We start from the raw sequence: 17,816 nt of genomic DNA on the forward strand, positions 1-17,816 counted from the left end.
AATGGCAGCGATTGCTTATGATAAAGTAATCTCAGATATTTTTAAGGAGTATTATCATGAAAGCATTTTTTAAAGAATTCCGTGATTTCATTTCAGATGGTAATATCGTCGATATGGCGGTAGCCTTTATTATGGGTGGTGCTTTACAAGCACTTATGAAAGCCTTGGTTGATGATATTTTCATGCCCATCATCGGTATTTTCACTGGATCAGTCTCATTTAGTGATTGGGTAATTGAAGTTGGCTCAGCTAAATTACAAATTGGTAACTTTATTGGAACGACAATTACCTTCGTTTTGACGGCATTCATTGTCTTTTTAATGATTAAGGCCATGAACAAAGCACGTCAATTAACCCACTTAGATCAATCTGATGCAGATGAAGAAGCACCTGAAGAAAGCGAACTAGATGTCTTACAAGCCATTCGTGATGAGCTTGCTAAGCAAAATCAAGCTTAATATAAAAGTCACAACTAGTTGTGACTTTTTTTAATGGATAAAATTTTACATAAGTCAAGAATTGAATTAACACATTAATTTAGCTAAGATAGTTAACGGCATGTTAGTGAATAACTAACGAAATCCTAAAGGAAGAAGGACAATCATGGTGATAATCACAGCGGGAATGATTGGCGTTGGTAAAACAACATTAACAGATTTAATTGCAAAGCATTTAGGGACAGAGGCCTTTTTTGAACCAGTTGGTGACAATCCAGTCCTCCCACTCTATTATGACAATCCTAAGCAATATGGTTTTCTCTTACAAATTTACTTTTTGAATAAGCGCTTCGCCATGATTAAAAAAGCCTTAGCTGACGACAACAACGTCTTAGATCGCTCAATATATGAAGATGCGCTGTTTACACAAGAAAATCATCGTGAAGGTAACATTTCGGATGCCGAATTAGATGTCTACATGCAATTATTAGACAACATGATGTCTGAACTTCAATCAATGCGCAAAAGTCGCCCCGATTTAATGGTCTTTGCTAACGCTGATTTTGACACGATTTTGTATCGGATTAAAAAACGGGGTCGCGATTATGAGCAATTTGATGACAATGATGAGTTACGTGATTACTATTACAAAATGTGGCAGGCCTATCAGCAATGGTACAAGGATTATGATGCTTCACCAAAAATGATGGTTGATTTGCAAACCTATAATCTTGAAGAACCAGAAAATCAAAAAATCATTTTAGACCAAATTGATGCACGTCTTGCACAACTTGATGCTGAAATGCAATAAATAAAAAAAGCCTTGGATTTACAAATCCAAAGCTTTTTATTTTATCTTTATTGATATGTTCCCACAAAATCAGGACTTTGTTGAATTGGTTGAACCGCAGCTGTTGCAGTTTGATCAGCAACTGTTGCCACTTGATTATCTCCAAAATAAACTCCTGATTGATATGCTGTTCCATGATCACCCCAGAACAAAACATCACCTGGTTGGGCAACTGCGTCCACTGGTTGTCCATTAACATCCGTGGTGGCAAAATAAGCTTCTTGTTCTGTTGTATTGGCTGGGATTGTCCGACCCGTAGCGGCTTGATATGACTGTGCAACTAATTGTCCAGAAGTCGTTGCCGTTCCATTATTCACTACTTCAGTTGCCGCATCAGTCATCGCATTGCCTTGTTGTTGTGTATCAGTTGCCACCGCACTTTGCTCTACCGCACCGGTTGTTGAATCGGGACTCACTGCTTGGCTGGTAGCATCAGAAGTGACGGTTTGTTCTGATGCGGCTGGAGCCAAACTACTTACAGCAGACTCTGAAATTGCAGCAGACTCTGATGGAATAATTGCGGCACTAGCAGATTCACTAACCGTTTGATTAACATTACTATCTACCGCCGATGTTACTTGAGAGGTTGCACTTTCACTTGTTACAACAGTTTGATCAATAGCTGGTTCTTGTGAAGTTGCTGCCTCTGTAATCGCTTGTGTATCAGTTGCCTGTGCCACCATGGTCTGGCTAACCGCTGCTTGAGATTTTGCTTCAGCCGATTGTGACTTAGCTGTCTCGGTTTGGACAGCTTGTGAACTAGCAACCGTCGCCGCTTGCTGTGCTTGCTTAACTGCGTCAGACTTTTTAGCTGACACTTGCTTCAAATCGCTCTTCGTTCGTTTTGGTTCAGCTTTCTTAGCTGCCGATTGCTTCTCAGGTTGATCTTGCCCCATCAACTTCTGTAAGCTTTGATGAACCGGGTCGGTTTGCACAACCTGTTGGCTCGTTGACTTTTCCGCTTGCTCAAAGTGTTGCATAGCCGCTTTAACTTCAGGAACTTGCGTAGCCCCCATCACACCAAGCGCGCCAATCATACCACTCACAACGATTGTATTTCGCTTCTTTCCCATATCCGATTTCCCTCTTAAACTTAATTTAATACACTCATGATACCGCAAAATAACACCTTATGGAGGGCGAATTTAAGGGGCCATTAAGTTTAACCGACCTCTTTTAAAGCTTATTTATCCACCCATATCTGTATCAGGCTCATCATTTATAGTTATAAACAAGAAAAAAGCATTTTAGCCTTACCTGTAACAGGCGCTTAGACTAAAATGCTCAGTTTAACTTAATTTTCTAATGTTTGTAACATAAACTTAATATTACGAAAAATCATCCTGTAGTGGAAAACTTTGCGCTGCACGCACAGCCTTCTTCCAGCGGCCATACGTTTGTTCCATTTCACCAGCTAAAGCCGTATCAGGCATCTTAATGTGGTTTGATGGTAACTCTGGTAAGTCATCCAAATCTGACCAAAAACCAATCCCTAAACCAGCTAAGAAAGCTGCACCTAAGGCTGTTGTTTCTAATTGATCAGGCCGACGTACTGGCAGTTGTAATAAATCAGCTTGGAATTGTTGCAAGTAATCATTAACTGACACACCTCCGTCAACCACTAATACATCCATTTCTAAGGCAATATCATTTTCCATAGCCATTAATACATCACGGGTTTGATAAGCCAAAGATTCCAAAGTAGCGCGAACAATATCAGCTTTATTAGTTGCTCTCGTAATCCCGAAAATTGCCCCACGCGTTTGTTGGTCCCAATATGGTGCCCCTAAACCAGTGAAAGCCGGAACCATATAAATGAAATCAGGATGCTGCACACGCGATAAGGTTGCAAGTTCGGATGTTTCACTAGCATCCTTAATCAATTCTAGCCCATCCCGCAACCATTGAATAGCCGCCCCAGCAATGAAAACAGATCCTTCAAGCGCATAAGTCACTTCCCCATTCAAACTGTAAGCAATGGTTGATAGCAAACCATTATTTGACCGAGCAATTTGTTTACCCGTGTTCATCACAATAAATGAGCCGGTTCCGTATGTATTTTTAACAGACCCTTGGTTGAAGGCACGATGCCCAACTAAAGCTGCTTGTTGGTCACCGGCAATTCCAGAAATCGGTACATGTAAACCAAAAAATACATAGTTAGCGGTATGTCCAAATACATGCGCTGAATCCTCTACCTTTGGTAGCATTGCTTTAGGAATACCAAATAACTCAAGTAATTCGTCGTCCCACTCCAAAGTGTGGATGTTAAACAACATCGTACGCGATGCATTAGTATAATCAGTCGCATGCACGGCCCCATCAGTCATTTTATAAAGCAACCATGAATCAATCGTACCAAATAAAATATCACCGCGTTCGGCTTTTTCCATCGCTCCTGGTGTGTGCTGCAATAACCACATAATCTTAGTGGCTGAAAAATAAGCATCAACCCACAAGCCAGTTTTGTCATAGATTAATTGTTCATGTTCGGCTTTTAATTGCTCAGCAATCTCATCACTTTGTTTTGATTGCCACACAATGGCTGGCGCAATGGGCTCTGCTGTTAAGCGGTCCCAAAGTACCGTTGTTTCACGCTGGTTGGTAATCCCAATCCCACCAACTTTATAGGGCTCAATATTTGCTTTTAACACCACTTCATTTAATAGTTGGCGCGTATCATCCCAGATAATGTTAGCATCATGTTCAACCCAGCCGGGCTCACGGAAAATTTGGGGTAATTCTCGTTGTTCTTGTGCAATGGCTACACCATCATGATTAAATAAAATAGCCCGTGTACTCGTTGTACCTTGGTCAATTGATAAAATATATTGTTCAGCCATAGCTGCCTTCCTCATACCTCAAAATTAAAAGCATGCCAAATTGGTCATGCTCGTCTTGTTTTTATTTTTCAGAACGTAATGTTCCACCATCCATAAAACGATCTGCACGCATTTCATCAACAATGACTTTGATTGCTGAACGAGGAGCCCCGGTATTTTTTTCAACTGCATCAGTAATTTCGGTCATCATCGCTTTCAATTGTTCTGGCGTCCGACCTTCTACTAATTCAACATGTACAAATGGCATCTTTTTTCCTCATTTTTCTATGTAATTATCTTTTAAATTTATCATCTATCCGCGGTAAATTCAAGTTTGACGGCACAAAAAAAGACTACCCAAGGGGTAGCCTTTTTATCGATGCAAGCATTACTTACGGCGAGCTTCAGGAATACGAGCAGCCTTACCTTGCAATGCACGCAAGTAGTACAACTTGGCACGACGAACGCGACCATGACGGACTACTTCGATCTTATCAACACGTGGTGAGTGAAGTGGGAATGTACGTTCCACACCAACACCACTTGAAATCTTACGAACAGTATAAGTAGCTTGGATACCAGTTCCGCGACGCTTAACAACAACACCTTCGAACAATTGGACACGTTCACGTGATCCTTCAACAATTCGTGCATAAACACGAACAGTATCACCAGCACGGAATTCAGGAATGTCCGTACGTAGTTGATCAGCAGTGATCTTTTCTAACAATGCATTTTGACGCATAATCTTATCTCCTCATCAACAATCATTCGCCACTTGGCCAGCGGATTATCGGCTTTTATTTTGGTGAAAACACCAATGAGTAATATATCATAGGTGCCCTGTGATTGCAAATGTTTTTATGAATTTGCATCATTTTCTTCAGCTTCGACTTCACGTAACAAACGGCGTGATGTCTTATCAAATGGATAATTTTCTAATAAATCAGGTCGACGTAAATATGTCCGCCTTAGTGCTTCTTTTTGCTTCCATTCAGCAATTTTCGCATGGTTACCCGAAGTTAGCACATCAGGTACTTGGCGCCCTCTGAAATCAGCTGGGCGTGTATATTGAGGGTATTCCAATAAACCAGTTGAAAACGAATCATCAACGGCTGAATTTTCATCCCCCAATGCATCATCTAAAAGACGCACCGTCGCATCAATGACGGTCATCGCACCTAACTCACCGCCAGTTAACACAAAATCACCAATCGAAATTTCATCAGTCACCAATTCACGAATGCGTTCATCATACCCTTCGTAATGACCGGCAATAAATGTTAAATGGGGTTCTTTAGCCAGTTCTTCAGCTTTAGCTTGATTGAACGTCTCACCTGCTGGATCCATTAAAATCACACGACCACGATCTCCCGCCGCTTGTTCGACAGCATCCATTGCATCAAAAATTGGCTGGGGCATTAATAACATGCCCTGCCCACCACCATAAATTTCATCGTCAACTTTGTTATGTTTATTGGTCGTATAGTCTCTAAAATCCACAACATTGAAATCAACCAGCCCTTTATCAATCGTTTTGCCGATAATTGATTCACGCATGGGCGCAAACATATCTGGGAATAAGCTCAAAACATCTATGCGCATCTTAAATTTCCTCTAATTGGTTCACAAAAACCTGTCCATTTTCTAAGTCTACTTTTTCAACAACCTGTTTAATGTTGGGTAATAACAAATCTTCCGTACTTGGTCGTTTTACGACCCAAACATCATTGGCTGGTAGTTCCAAGATTTCACTGACTTTCCCTAAATGATCCCCTGTGGCTTGGTCAATTACTTCCAATCCAATAATATCATGATAATAATAGGCATCTTCATCTGCCAATGCCTCAATTTGTGTTTCATCAACCATTAAATCACGTCCCTTATATTGTTCAACGAGATTAATATCTTGCATATCTTTAAATGAAAGCAAATAGAATTGCTTGTGTGGTCGTGCTGTCGCGATTTCAACTGTGAGAGGTTGCTTACCATCAATCACCAGTTGTTCACCAACTTGAAAGCGCTCCTCTGGAAAATCAGTGATAGGCACCACACGCACTTCACCGCGAATGCCGTGTGTGTTTACGATTGATCCGACTTTAAATAAACTCATGCTAGCCTCTTTCTGAGATGTTTTTTGTGTTTAGTATAGCACACGCTCACATAAAAAAAGAGCAACCGCAATTGGTCGCCCTCATTAGCAGCAATTACTTGCTGTACTTTGCTTCGTGATACTTTTGCATGATGCCAGCATCTGACAACAAGTTCTTAACAGTATCTGATGGTTGAGCACCCTTGTTCAACCAGTCCAAAATTGTGTCTTCTTCCAAACGTACTTGGTTTTCTTCAACCAATGGGTTGTAAAGACCAACAGTTTCGATAAAACGACCATCACGTGGTGCACGTGAGTCAGCAACAACAATACGATAGAATGGGCGCTTCTTTGAACCCATACGCTTCATACGAATCTTAGTAGCCATGTTTGTATTCCTCCAGTAATTTTTCTACAGGTAATAATATACCAGTTACACAAGCATGTGTAAAGTGTTTTTCCTTTACACATTTAATTTTTTATTATTTACGCCGCTTTTTCTTATTTTTCTTCACTCGACGGGCCATTTGCTTCATCGCGACATTGGCCATTTTACCTTGCAAACCACCACCGGCACCGGCGCCATTACCGCCCATGCCCATGGCACCCATCATTTGTTCCATCCCTTGCATGTCACCATTCAAGACCGAACCCATCATCTTTTTCATCTCATTAAATTGCTTAATCATGCGATTAACTTCGACAATTGGCCGACCTGAACCAGCAGCAATACGACGTCGACGTGATGGATTTAGCAAATCTGGATTTTCACGCTCAGCAGGTGTCATTGAGTAAACAATCGCCTTAAGGTGTTCCATATCCTTTGGATCAATTTGTACATTCTTCAAAGCTGGATTGCTTGCCATTCCCGGAATCATTTTAATCAAATCTTCCATTGGTCCCATATTTTGCACTTGTTCCATTTGATCCAAGAAATCGTTAAAGTCAAAAGTACTTGACTTCATCTTTTCCATGGTGGCTTCGGCTTGCTTTTCGTCATAATCCTTTTGGGCCTTCTCAATTAGGGTCATCATATCACCCATGCCCAAAATACGACTCGCCATTCGATCAGGATAGAAGACATCTAAGTCATCCATCTTTTCACCTTGACCAACAAACTTGATTGGCTTACCCGTTACAGCACGAATTGATAACGCTGCTCCACCACGTGTATCACCATCAAGCTTTGTCAATGTCACACCGGTAATGCCTAAGCGGTCGTTAAACCCTTCCGCTGTTTCTGTGGCGTTTTGTCCCGTCATCGCATCGACAACTAACATAATTTCGTCAGGTTGTGCGATTTCTTTAATGTCGGCTAATTCTTGCATCAATGCTTCGTCAATTTGTAAACGACCCGCCGCATCAATAAAGACATAATCAGCCTTCATCTCATCAGCCTTAGCTAATCCCTGGCGGACAATTTCACGTGGATCCGCATCAGTCCCCATTTCAAAAACAGGGACATCAATTTGTTCACCAATCGTTTGCAACTGCTGAATCGCAGCAGGACGATAAACGTCGGCGGCAATCATAAATGGACGCGCGTTTTGCTCATCCTTCAATTTCTTAGCTAACTTACCAGCGGTTGTCGTTTTACCAGCACCCTGTAAACCAACCATCATAATCACGGTTGGAATCTTAGGAGACTTGTTTAGTGGTGCAGCTTCCTCACCCATCATTTCAACCAGTTCGTCATTCACGATTGAAACAATTTGTTGGGCTGGATTTAATCCTTCTAAAACATTTGCCCCAGCAGCTTTTTCGCGTACGTTCCGCACAAATTCTTTAACTACAGAATAGTTAACGTCGGCATCGAGTAAAGCCATGCGAATTTCACGCATCGTGTCACGCAAATCGGCATCAGTCACTTTTCCCTTACGGCGTAAGCCACTAATAGCACCTTGCAATCTTTCTGTTAAACCTTCAAAAGCCATCTATTACTCCTCTTCTAATGTCACTAATTGATCAATCATTGTTTGTAATGTTTCATCTTCTGGATAAGTATCATCAATATATTTCTGTAAAGATGCTGCCATCTTTTGTCTCTTTTGATAGTCCGCATACAAGTGGAGTTTACTTTCATAATCTTCCAACAACTGTGTACTCCGTTTGAGATTATCATAAACAGCCTGCCGTGATACATCGCACTCTTCTGCTACTTCTCCTAACGATAAATCATCAGCATAATACAATTCCAAATAGTCATTTTGTTTCGGCGTTAGCAATGGTTGATAAAAACCAAACAACGCATTTAAACGGGTGGTTTTTGCCAACTCCATGTTATTTCTCCTCTAACAAAGGACCAAAGAGACCTTTGACGAATTCATTGGCATCGAATGGCTTTAAGTCAGATACTTGTTCCCCAACACCAACCCACTTCACAGGTAAGTGCAATTCATTTCGAATTGGTAAGATGATACCACCCTTAGCCGTTCCATCCAATTTAGTGAGAACAATGCCTGTCACATCAGTTGAATCCTTAAACAATCGTGCTTGTTGCAAGGCGTTTTGCCCAGTTGTTGCATCAAGGACTAACAAAACTTCTTGTGGTGCTTCAGGAATTTCACGTTGAATAATGCGCTTCATCTTTGACAATTCTTGCATTAAGTTGACATTGTTTTGTAGACGACCAGCTGTATCAACAAACAGAATATCCGCACCATCAGCTTGTGCGGTCTTTACGCCATCATATACGACAGAGGCAGGATCAGCTTTTTCATCACCAGTAACTACCGGAATATCATTCCGACGCCCCCATTCAACAAGTTGTTCAGTTGCACCAGCTCGGAAAGTATCTGCTGCGGCCAAAACGACCTTTTTACCAGCTTGCTTATAGTATTGTGACATTTTTCCGATAGTGGTGGTCTTACCAACCCCGTTCACACCAACAAACAAGATGACCGTCAATCCGTCTGAATTAATGTGCATTGAAGCATCTTCATCAACGCCTTGGCGCTCATACAATTCAATCAATTTTTCAATGATAATTTTTGAAACTTGATCCTTACTTTTCGCATTCTTTAGCTTAACTTCATCACGCAATTCGTCAGTGAGCGTCACGGCTGTTTGCGCACCAACATCAGCTCCAATTAAAGTTTCTTCTAAATCATCAAAAAAGTCTTCATCGACAGAACGGAAATTTGACATAAATTGATTCCAACGTTCTGACCAAGTATGACGTGTCTTTGATAGCCCTTGATCCAAATCTTTTTTATCCGCTTCAGCTGTGTCTGTTTCTTTATTAGCAGCTTCTGCTTCACTGACCAGATCAGCAGATAACGACTCAGAAGTAGCCTGCATTTCAGATATGGAAGCCGATTCAGCCGCTTTGGCTTCTGAGGCAGCTTGTGATTCAGAAACTGACAATGAAGCTGCTGTAACTGAGGCTGCCTGAGATTCAGAAACTGATGTTGAAGCAAAAATACTTGCATCTGATTCTGAAATTCCCATAGAAGCTTGTGCTGCTTGCTTGGCCGCTACCAAATCATCTGCATGCGTTTCCAAATTATCTTCAACAACTGTTTGGTCGGTTGAACGTGCCACTTCAACGGTCGTTGCATCTGATTCAACCAAATCAATGTCGCTTGGCGTTGCTGCCATTGAGTCAGGCGTTGTTTCTGCTAATTTCGCAGCAACTTGAGCAGCTTTTTCATCTGTAAGAGTGTGCGGTTCTAAAACCTCCACCTTAACCTGTGGCTTATGTTTAAAAAAATCAAATAATCCCATTGTGCTTACCCTCTTTCATTAACTGCTTCATTTAAATTGACTGAAACCATGGTTGAAACACCTGGTTCTTGCATCGTTACCCCATACAAAACATCACAGGCTGCCATGGTACCTTGGCGATGTGTAATCACAATAAATTGTGTCCGTTGGTTGGCCTCATGCAAATAATTCGCAAAACGATCGACATTCGCTTCATCTAGTGCAGCTTCGGTTTCGTCAAGGACAACAAACGGTACTGGACGAACAGCCAAAATTGCAAACAACAAACTAATTGCTGTTAAAGCCTTTTCTCCCCCTGATAACAAACTCATTTGCTGGAATTTTTTACCAGGTGGTTGCGCTTTGATATCAATCCCAGTCTCTAATAAATCGTCTGGTTGGCTAAGATATAGTTTAGCTTGTCCACCTCCAAACATTTTAACAAAAATTTGTTCAAATTGGGCATTTACAGCATCAAACGTCGTCTTAAACCGCGTTTTTACTTCCTCGTCCATTTCACTCATCGTTTCCGTTAAATCATCTTGAGAATCAATCAAATCCTGCTTTTGTTGTTGCAAGAAGTCATAACGTTGCTTAACTTCTTCATATTCAGCAATTGCATTTAAGTTCACCGCCCCAATTTCATCCAAGCCACGCTTCAATAACTTCAAGCGACCATTCAAAGTTTGTACCTGCTCTTCACTGGCTTCCTTTTGAGGTTCATAGGTTGCATGGTAATCTTCAGATAATTGGACCTGAGTCTGCTCAATTTGACTCGCCAATTGATCCTTTTTCATTTGAGTTTGATTAACATGCTGTTGCAACTGTTGCGCCCGATCTTGATAATTTGTGACTGCTTGCTCAATTTGTTCAATATTTTGCGTCAAAGCTTCTACTGCTTGAGTTAAAGCTCCACCACTGGCTTCTAAGTCATCCCGTTCTGCCTGTTTTGCTTCATATTCAGTCGCTAACCGTGCTTTGACGTCAACTTGATTTGTTTTTAAATCAGTCAATTGCTGCTGCAACTGTTTTTGAGCATCTTGATTATCTTGCAATTGCTGTTGCTGATTTGCAACTGTCTGTTGCAAATGCTCAACGTTATTTTCGGCGGTTTGATGGGCTAACCGCACATCAAGCAATTGGGCATCACTTGCTTCCAAGCGTTGTTGCAATTCCTCAATTTTAGCCTGCGCTGCCGCCAAGTTTGCATTGGCTTCATCATAAGCTGCTTGTGCCTGTTGCACTTCAAGTTGTGGGTCTTGATGCGTTGTTTCTGTTTGGATCCCGGCCGCCTGCATATCATAAGCTAGGCTTTTTTGGTTCTGCTCAACTTGTGCTAAACGCTGTTGAGCTAACTCAACTTCCGCTCGTTGATCTTGATCAGCCTGAGATAATTGCATGACCTCGTTTTGCTTAGCCTTAAATGCTTCTGTCAATTCATTTAACTGTGTTTGTTGCTTAGCAACTTTAGCTTCCATATCAGCAACTGATTGATTTAACTCCGTTAAACGTGTGTTCAGTTCAGCCATTTCATTCTTTTGACTCAATAAACCTTGTTGCTGATTACGGCTAGCACCACCAGTCATTGCACCACCCGCATTAATCACTTGTCCATCAAGTGTCACAATCCGAGCTCGTTGCCGGATAGCTTTGGCCAATTGTGTTGCATGATCAAGATTATCAACAACCAAGGTTGTATTTAACAAATGCTGTTTGACAATAACTTGACTTGGTTCAATGTGGACCAAATCCGCTGCCGTTCCCAAATACCCTACTTGTTGTTGCGCTGTTTGTAGTACATCTTGTGGCAATTGACGCGCCTTAATCGTACTTAGTGGTAAAAATGTCACGCGTCCCAAATGACGCTCGCTTAAAAAGCGAATTGCTTGCTTAGCCGTATCAGGTTGGTCCACAACAACTTGTTGTAAGGCAGATCCTAAAGCCGTCTCGATTGCCAACTGATGCTCAGGTGCAACCGTAATCAATTCAGTCACAACCCCTTGGATTCCAGGAAAATCACTTTGATGCCGCATCAAGTTCTTAACACCCTGATAATAACCATCATATTGTTCATTCAAGCGTTGCAATGACTGTAACCGCGCTTGTACTTCCTGTTGTGTTTGTAGCTCCTGATACCATGCTTTACGGCTTTCTTGATACGTTTGTTCAGCTTGCTGCCCTTGCTTTTGTTGCTCAGCTAAAACCTGTTGAGCCTGTGCCAATTCAGTCTTAGCCTGTTTTGCTTGATCTTGTGCCTGTTCTAATTGTACTTGCGCTTGTTGCGCTTGTTGCGCTAAGGCATCCGCACGCTCTTGATAGCGTTGGGTTTGCGCATCCGCTCGTTTAGATTCTTGTTGTGCATATTGTTGATGATTTTTAGCAGTCGTCAAGGCTTGCAAGGCGTCGACCGAATCAGCTCGTAACTTTGCCAAGTTTTCCTGTAGCGTTGCTAAAGTATCACGTTCCTCAACGTGGTCCAATTGCTTAATTTGTTCAGCTAAATCAACCACCGTTTGTTGCGCTTGTTTGAGCTCCGCTTGGGCATGAGCTAAACCAGCTTGCAATGTCTGCTCAGCATTTTCCCGCTCAGCTAATGTTTGCTCAGTTGTTTGCACTAACTGCGCTTGATTATGTTCACGTTCTTTTTGCACTTTCAACTCACCAGCAATATTTTCAACTGCTTGCGTCGCTTGCAATAAAGCCTGTTGTTGTTGCTGTTGTTGAGCACGTTGTGCTTGCAAAGTTTCTTTTTGCTCAGCCAATTGCGTTTGTGCTGCATTTAACTGTGCAGTTGCTTCCGACAAGGCTTGCTGTTGTTCAGTCAAATTTTGCGTTAACTCATGTAGCTGTGCATGCCCTAGGGTCAAAACTAACTGTAGACGCGTTTGATTCAATTGATCGTACTCAGCTTTTTGGTTTTGATAATCCATGGCTTGGGCACTTTGCTGGGCAAGTGGCTCCAAACGTTGTTCCAGTTCATAAATAATATCCGTCACACGTGCTAAATTATCCTGAACTGTTGCTAATTTCTTACTAGCTTGCGTTTTATTTTGTTTATATTTGTACACCCCAGCGACGTCTTCGATAATCGCCCGACGATCTTCTGGTTTGGCACTAAAAATGTGTTCCACTCGGCCCTGTGAGATAATCGAAAAACTTTCGTGCCCTAATCCAGAATCCATAAACAACTCTTGAATATCCTTCAAGCGCACTTGTTTACCATTTAGTTGGTACTTTGATTCACCATTGCGATACAAGGTCCGTTTGATCTCAATTTCAGAAAACTCTGAATTGAGGTAATGATCCTGATTGTCAAACACAATTGAAACTTCCGCCCGATTCAAAGGTGCACGATTTTTAGTACCGCCAAAAATCACGTCCGCCATCTTGTCACCACGTAATCCTTTGGCAGATTGTTCGCCCATTACCCAACGAATAGCTTCGATAATGTTTGATTTACCAGAACCATTTGGGCCAACGACACCTGTAATCCCGGGCATAAAATCAATTTGCGTTTTATCAGCGAAAGATTTAAACCCTTGCATAGATAAAGCTTTTAATTTCATATGCTGTGTCCTAGCCCCAATTTATCTTATTTACTTTGCATTAAGCTTTGATAAGCTTTTCGTGCAGCATCTTTTTCAGCCGCTTTAGTTGATTTTCCTTGACCTGTTGCTAACTTTTGTTGTTTAACAGTCACTTCGACCGTAAACAGCTGATCATTATTTTCAACAGGTTGTTCAGCTAATTTTTGATACTGAATATCAACCGGCCCATCTTGCTGTAAATATTCTTGTAGCTTTGACTTATAATCAACGAATTGTTCAAAAAAGCCTTCATCAATTTTTGAAAATAAAATCTGATCCAAAAAGCGCATTACGGTGTCTTGCCCTTGATCCAAATAAAGCGCACCAATAAAAGCTTCCCAAATATCTTCAAGCAATGAATCGCGTTGCCGGGCACCAGATAATTCTTCTCCATTACCGAGACGAATATACTGATCCAGATGTAACTCACGTGACAAAGCTGCAAATGAGCGGGTCTGCACCATTGCAATCCGCAACTCTGTCAACCGACCTTCATCCCAATCTGGGTAACGTTTAAATAAATACACGGCAGTCGATTGTTGCATGACTGCATCCCCTAAAAATTCTAAACGTTGATAATCATTTCCAGACTCTTCAGGGTGTTCGTTAAGATAATTGGCCTGAGTTAGCGCTTCTTGTAGTAGCTGCTGATTATCAAAATGTATATCATACTGTTCGGCTAATTCTTGTTCTAACTGTTCAATCATATTGAATCCTTTCAATTCTAGCATGCCTCCTATTATAGCAGATTTAAAAAGCGGTGGTTGTGCGAAAAAAAGACGCTAACAGCATTTATCGTGCGCATCCCTAACTACCTTAGACGGTGGTCATAGTTTAAACACAACAAATTTGCTAGCGTCGTTTCATATTATTTTCCATGTTCGATGACAAAGTCAACAATATCATCGATTGTCTTCAAATGCTCAGCAGTCTCATCAGAGATGGCGGTATCAAATTCATCTTCCATTTGCAGTAATAACTCAACAAAATCGATTGAATCAGCATCAATATCTTGTGTTAAGTCCGTCTTTCCAGATAATTGCTGTGGATCAACTGAAAACCGTTTTGCCACGAGCTGAATTAATTTTTCAGTTAAAGCTTGTCGTGATTCCATTTTAATCCCCTATTTGTCTGTCTTACCTGAGAGCTCCTCTGGATGTTCCTTAACGAATTCCGCAACTTTTCCAGTCAAATCTGCCTGCAAGATTTTTTCAATTTGTTTCATTGTGTTTGCCACTTCAACCGGTGTTGCTGAACCATGCGTTTTGACCACTGGTGCTTTGGTTCCAATAACCACAGCTCCACCATATTGCGCATAATCTAATTGTCCAACGACATCTTTAAGGGCTGGCTTAATCATCAAACCACCCAACTTTGTTTTCAAATTACCATCAAGGATGGTGTGCTTAAGCATCGAAAGAATTGCTTGTGCCGTTCCTTCCAAAGCCTTCAAGGTTGCGTTCCCAGAAAATCCATCAGCTACAACAACATCGGCAGGGCCTTGCAAAATATCGCGGGACTCAACATTTCCAACGAAGTTTAGGTGCCCAGCATCACTACCCTTTTGCAATAGCTGATGCGCTTCTTTGTGCATTGGATCACCCTTATCTTCTTCACCACCATTATTCAACAAACCAACACGTGGATTTTCAATCCCCAAAACAGCATTGGCGTAAAATGAGCCCAAAATACCATATTGATACAAATGATTAGGCTTATTCTCAGCATTCGCACCAACATCCATCATTGTAAAGACAGAATTAGGACCCTTCAACGCAGGTAGCAAAGCCATCAACGCAGGCCGATCAATCCCTTTCATCCGTCCCACAATGAAAATACCGGTTGCTAATAATGCTCCTGTATTACCAGCTGAAAATAGTGCATCGGCTGTCCCAGCTTTAACCGCTTCGGCAGCTAAAACAAGTGAACTATTTTTTTTCGTTCGCATCGCTTTAACTGGTTCTTCACCCATGTCGATAACTTCATCGGCTTGGACAAGCTTAATTTGTTGGTCATTTTGAACCAATGGTTGAACTTGATCAATTGGTCCGTACAATTGAAATTCAACGTTTGGCATTTCATCACGTGCCTTTTCAACACCCGCTACAATGGCCTTAGGCGCATTATCGCCACCCATTGCATCAACGGCAATCTTAAACATGTTTTTCACCTTAATTCCTATTCTTTTCTGTTATTAAAAAACTCGCAAACACCATTATAAAAGCATTTACCCTGATTAGTCAAAGTTTCGATAGCGCCCCATCGTTTCGTCTAACAACGTCACTAACGTTTGAATCTCAGGATCTTGATCCCAATCCGGTGTTGCAACGGTCTCAATCGCTTCTTCTTGTGCAATTGTCATCATTTTAAGATCATGAACTGGATCAGCGACTTTAAATTCAGGTACACCTGATTGACGTTGCCCCAAAATGTCTCCAGCGCCACGCAATTCTAAATCTTTTTGAGCCAGCACAAAGCCATCGGTCGTTTGTGTCATCGCTTCCATTCGTTCAATTCCATATTGGGTTTTCGGATCACTGACCAAAAAAGTATATGATTGGCGTTCACCACGTCCAACTCGACCTCTTAATTGGTGTAACTGTGAAAGGCCAAAACGATCAGCATCCAAAATCATCATGACGCTCGCATTGGGAACATCCACACCAACTTCAATTACTGTCGTTGACACTAGGACTTGAAATTGATTAGCTTTAAAAGCTTGCATAACTGCTTCTTTTTCATCATTCGTCATTCTTCCATGGAGAAGACCGACACGATAATCCGGCGCAAACGTTTCTGCTAGTTCCGCGTAAACGGCTTGTGCATTTTGCACATCTAGCACCTCTGATTCCTCAATCAAGGGTGTTACCACATACGCTTGAGCCCCTTGGTCTAACTGTTCTTTGATAAAAGCAATGACATTATCATAGCCATTTTGGCGCACCCACTCTGTTTTAATTTGCTTACGTCCAGCCGGAAGTTGATCAATCACTGAAACATCCATCTCGCCGTAAGCTGTAATTGCCAAGGTCCGCGGAATTGGGGTAGCTGTCATCGCTAAGATGTCTGGATTCATCCCAATTTCTCGTAACTGCGCACGTTGTTTAACACCAAAACGATGTTGCTCATCAATCACTGCTAGACCTAAATTATGAAAGAGCACATCCGGTTGAATCAACGCGTGGGTTCCAATCAAAATATCAATATCCCCGGCTACCAAATCTTCTAGAATTTGACGCCGTGCCGCTGCCCGTGTTGAACCAGTTAATAATTCTACACGTACTTCAGCGGGATTAAAAAATTGACTTAACGTTTGAGCATGTTGTTGAGCCAAAATTTCGGTTGGGGCCATAAGTGCTGTCTGCATACCGGCCGTAATAGCTGCATACATCGCTAAGGCAGCGACCACCGTTTTACCCGAACCAACGTCACCTTGCAAAAGTCGATTCATATGCAACGGCCGTCGCATATCACGCAAAATTTCATTGACAACCCGTTTTTGAGCATCGGTTAATTCAAATGGCAAGGTCGTAATAAATTTTTTTACTTCACCATTATTAAATAATACGGGTCGCCCTTGATTATGCCGATCCATCTGCTTAATCAATTGTAAACGCATTTGAAAAATAAAGAATTCTTCAAATGAAGCTGTGCGTCGAGCCGCCTGTACGGTGACATCATCGGTTGGCTGATGCATATTTTTAATTACATCACCATGATTCATAAGCTGATACCGTTGCCGAATTGCTTTTGGAATCACTTCTCCTTTCAATTCGTCAGCATAAGTATGCAAGGCTTGAAAGACCAATTCTTTAATCGTTGATTGGCGGATTTCTTTGGAAGCTGGATAAATTGCTTGCTGTTCATCTTCTGAATCATTTAACAATAATTTCATACCCGTTAAACGCTGGCGGGCTTTATCATAAGTCCCATAGACAGCTAAGGTCATTTGTTGAGATACTTTATTGCCAATCCACGGCTGATTAAAAAAGCTAACCTGGATAGGTTCGTTTTCCACCAGTAAACGAAAAGTCACCATCGCTTTTTTGCGTCCAAAACGTCGTAAAATCGGTTCAGAGGCGACAACACCTTTAAAAGTAACTTTTTCGCCATCTTCAGTCTGTGAAGGTAATTTTTGTGCTAAATCTTCATAACGCGTGGGATAATACGTTACTAAATCTTCAATCGTGTAAATACCTAAATGGTTTAAAGCCTGTTCACGTTTGGGCCCAACGCCGTTTAAAACAGCAACTGAATCTAACATGCTTTTCGTCATCGTCTCACCTCCTCTCAAAAAAAGAGCTAGCAAGTGCTAACCCTTTC

At 41.5% G+C, this 17,816-nt stretch carries 17 protein-coding genes; 2 read left to right on the plus strand and 15 right to left on the minus strand.

Going from position 1 to position 17,816, the window contains the following annotated elements; translation table 11 throughout:
- Positions 1-56 precede the first annotated feature (56 nt).
- Together mscL and JOC36_RS06485 are read left to right on the plus strand one after the other, a co-directional pair.
- Entirely contained in the window at positions 57-458 is a 402-nt protein-coding gene (gene mscL / locus JOC36_RS06480) for a large conductance mechanosensitive channel protein MscL (RefSeq protein ID WP_205145692.1), read from the plus strand.
- Between the two features lie 145 nt (positions 459-603).
- On the plus strand, positions 604-1,248 hold the full coding sequence (locus JOC36_RS06485) for a deoxynucleoside kinase (RefSeq protein ID WP_205145693.1): 645 nt from the start codon (positions 604-606) through the stop codon (positions 1,246-1,248).
- Between the two features lie 47 nt (positions 1,249-1,295).
- On the opposite strand, the gene JOC36_RS06490 is transcribed toward JOC36_RS06485, so the two are convergent.
- From JOC36_RS06490 to recG, 15 genes are all read right to left on the minus strand, one after another.
- Complete coding sequence (locus JOC36_RS06490; RefSeq protein ID WP_205145694.1) at positions 1,296-2,360, minus strand: hypothetical protein; 1,065 nt, start codon at positions 2,358-2,360, stop codon at positions 1,296-1,298.
- Positions 2,361-2,615: 255 nt separating this feature from the next.
- Complete coding sequence (glpK, locus tag JOC36_RS06495) at positions 2,616-4,130, minus strand: glycerol kinase GlpK (RefSeq protein WP_205145695.1); 1,515 nt, start codon at positions 4,128-4,130, stop codon at positions 2,616-2,618.
- A gap of 61 nt (positions 4,131-4,191) precedes the next feature.
- Positions 4,192-4,377: a 2-hydroxymuconate tautomerase gene (locus JOC36_RS06500; protein WP_205145696.1), complete on the minus strand. Its 186-nt coding sequence runs from the start codon at positions 4,375-4,377 to the stop codon at positions 4,192-4,194.
- A 120-nt stretch (positions 4,378-4,497) separates the two neighbouring features.
- A complete protein-coding gene (rplS, locus tag JOC36_RS06505; RefSeq protein WP_205145697.1) occupies positions 4,498-4,854 on the minus strand; it encodes a 50S ribosomal protein L19 in 357 nt (118 codons plus the stop codon).
- 116 nt (positions 4,855-4,970) lie between these two features.
- Positions 4,971-5,714, minus strand: coding sequence for a tRNA (guanosine(37)-N1)-methyltransferase TrmD (trmD, locus tag JOC36_RS06510; protein ID WP_205145698.1), 744 nt, complete (start codon positions 5,712-5,714; stop codon positions 4,971-4,973).
- Position 5,715: 1 nt separating this feature from the next.
- A complete protein-coding gene (gene rimM, locus JOC36_RS06515) occupies positions 5,716-6,222 on the minus strand; it encodes a ribosome maturation factor RimM (protein WP_205145699.1) in 507 nt (168 codons plus the stop codon).
- A gap of 94 nt (positions 6,223-6,316) precedes the next feature.
- Positions 6,317-6,589 (minus strand): 30S ribosomal protein S16, encoded by a 273-nt coding sequence (gene rpsP, locus JOC36_RS06520; protein WP_205145700.1) that lies wholly within the window; start codon positions 6,587-6,589, stop codon positions 6,317-6,319.
- A gap of 94 nt (positions 6,590-6,683) precedes the next feature.
- Positions 6,684-8,135: a signal recognition particle protein gene (gene ffh / locus JOC36_RS06525; RefSeq protein ID WP_205145701.1), complete on the minus strand. Its 1,452-nt coding sequence runs from the start codon at positions 8,133-8,135 to the stop codon at positions 6,684-6,686.
- Positions 8,136-8,138: 3 nt separating this feature from the next.
- Entirely contained in the window at positions 8,139-8,480 is a 342-nt protein-coding gene (locus tag JOC36_RS06530) for a putative DNA-binding protein (protein ID WP_205145702.1), read from the minus strand.
- Position 8,481: 1 nt separating this feature from the next.
- Positions 8,482-9,927 (minus strand): signal recognition particle-docking protein FtsY, encoded by a 1,446-nt coding sequence (gene ftsY, locus JOC36_RS06535; RefSeq protein WP_205145703.1) that lies wholly within the window; start codon positions 9,925-9,927, stop codon positions 8,482-8,484.
- Between the two features lie 5 nt (positions 9,928-9,932).
- Complete coding sequence (gene smc / locus JOC36_RS06540; RefSeq protein ID WP_205145704.1) at positions 9,933-13,472, minus strand: chromosome segregation protein SMC; 3,540 nt, start codon at positions 13,470-13,472, stop codon at positions 9,933-9,935.
- A 26-nt stretch (positions 13,473-13,498) separates the two neighbouring features.
- Positions 13,499-14,200, minus strand: a complete 702-nt coding sequence (gene rnc / locus JOC36_RS06545) for a ribonuclease III (RefSeq protein ID WP_205145788.1) — start codon at positions 14,198-14,200, stop codon at positions 13,499-13,501.
- Positions 14,201-14,361: 161 nt separating this feature from the next.
- Positions 14,362-14,607 carry an acyl carrier protein gene (locus JOC36_RS06550; protein WP_205145705.1) on the minus strand — a complete coding sequence of 82 codons (246 nt, stop codon included), beginning with the start codon at positions 14,605-14,607 and terminating at the stop codon, positions 14,362-14,364.
- A 9-nt stretch (positions 14,608-14,616) separates the two neighbouring features.
- Positions 14,617-15,654 (minus strand): phosphate acyltransferase PlsX, encoded by a 1,038-nt coding sequence (plsX, locus tag JOC36_RS06555; RefSeq protein ID WP_205145706.1) that lies wholly within the window; start codon positions 15,652-15,654, stop codon positions 14,617-14,619.
- A gap of 75 nt (positions 15,655-15,729) precedes the next feature.
- The gene (gene recG / locus JOC36_RS06560) at positions 15,730-17,769 is read right to left on the minus strand and encodes an ATP-dependent DNA helicase RecG (RefSeq protein WP_205145707.1); all 2,040 of its coding nucleotides are present in this window, start codon (positions 17,767-17,769) and stop codon (positions 15,730-15,732) included.
- Positions 17,770-17,816: the final 47 nt, after the last annotated feature.

It is taken from the genome of Weissella uvarum (assembly GCF_016908785.1).
Lineage (GTDB): Bacteria > Bacillota > Bacilli > Lactobacillales > Lactobacillaceae > Weissella > Weissella uvarum.

What these genes read in the sequence shown, in the direction of transcription:
- rplS (WP_205145697.1), bottom strand. Translation starts at nt 4,854, where the DNA reads ATGCGTCAAAATGCATTGTTAGAAAAGATCACTGCTGATCAACTACGT.
- JOC36_RS06530 (WP_205145702.1), bottom strand. Translation starts at nt 8,480, where the DNA reads ATGGAGTTGGCAAAAACCACCCGTTTAAATGCGTTGTTTGGTTTTTAT.
- JOC36_RS06485 (WP_205145693.1), top strand. Translation starts at nt 604, where the DNA reads ATGGTGATAATCACAGCGGGAATGATTGGCGTTGGTAAAACAACATTA.
- smc (WP_205145704.1), bottom strand. Translation starts at nt 13,472, where the DNA reads ATGAAATTAAAAGCTTTATCTATGCAAGGGTTTAAATCTTTCGCTGAT.
- mscL (WP_205145692.1), top strand. Translation starts at nt 57, where the DNA reads ATGAAAGCATTTTTTAAAGAATTCCGTGATTTCATTTCAGATGGTAAT.
- trmD (WP_205145698.1), bottom strand. Translation starts at nt 5,714, where the DNA reads ATGCGCATAGATGTTTTGAGCTTATTCCCAGATATGTTTGCGCCCATG.
- ftsY (WP_205145703.1), bottom strand. Translation starts at nt 9,927, where the DNA reads ATGGGATTATTTGATTTTTTTAAACATAAGCCACAGGTTAAGGTGGAG.
- glpK (WP_205145695.1), bottom strand. Translation starts at nt 4,130, where the DNA reads ATGGCTGAACAATATATTTTATCAATTGACCAAGGTACAACGAGTACA.
- rimM (WP_205145699.1), bottom strand. Translation starts at nt 6,222, where the DNA reads ATGAGTTTATTTAAAGTCGGATCAATCGTAAACACACACGGCATTCGC.
- JOC36_RS06550 (WP_205145705.1), bottom strand. Translation starts at nt 14,607, where the DNA reads ATGGAATCACGACAAGCTTTAACTGAAAAATTAATTCAGCTCGTGGCA.
- JOC36_RS06500 (WP_205145696.1), bottom strand. Translation starts at nt 4,377, where the DNA reads ATGCCATTTGTACATGTTGAATTAGTAGAAGGTCGGACGCCAGAACAA.
- ffh (WP_205145701.1), bottom strand. Translation starts at nt 8,135, where the DNA reads ATGGCTTTTGAAGGTTTAACAGAAAGATTGCAAGGTGCTATTAGTGGC.
- recG (WP_205145707.1), bottom strand. Translation starts at nt 17,769, where the DNA reads ATGACGAAAAGCATGTTAGATTCAGTTGCTGTTTTAAACGGCGTTGGG.
- rpsP (WP_205145700.1), bottom strand. Translation starts at nt 6,589, where the DNA reads ATGGCTACTAAGATTCGTATGAAGCGTATGGGTTCAAAGAAGCGCCCA.
- rnc (WP_205145788.1), bottom strand. Translation starts at nt 14,200, where the DNA reads ATGATTGAACAGTTAGAACAAGAATTAGCCGAACAGTATGATATACAT.
- JOC36_RS06490 (WP_205145694.1), bottom strand. Translation starts at nt 2,360, where the DNA reads ATGGGAAAGAAGCGAAATACAATCGTTGTGAGTGGTATGATTGGCGCG.
- plsX (WP_205145706.1), bottom strand. Translation starts at nt 15,654, where the DNA reads ATGTTTAAGATTGCCGTTGATGCAATGGGTGGCGATAATGCGCCTAAG.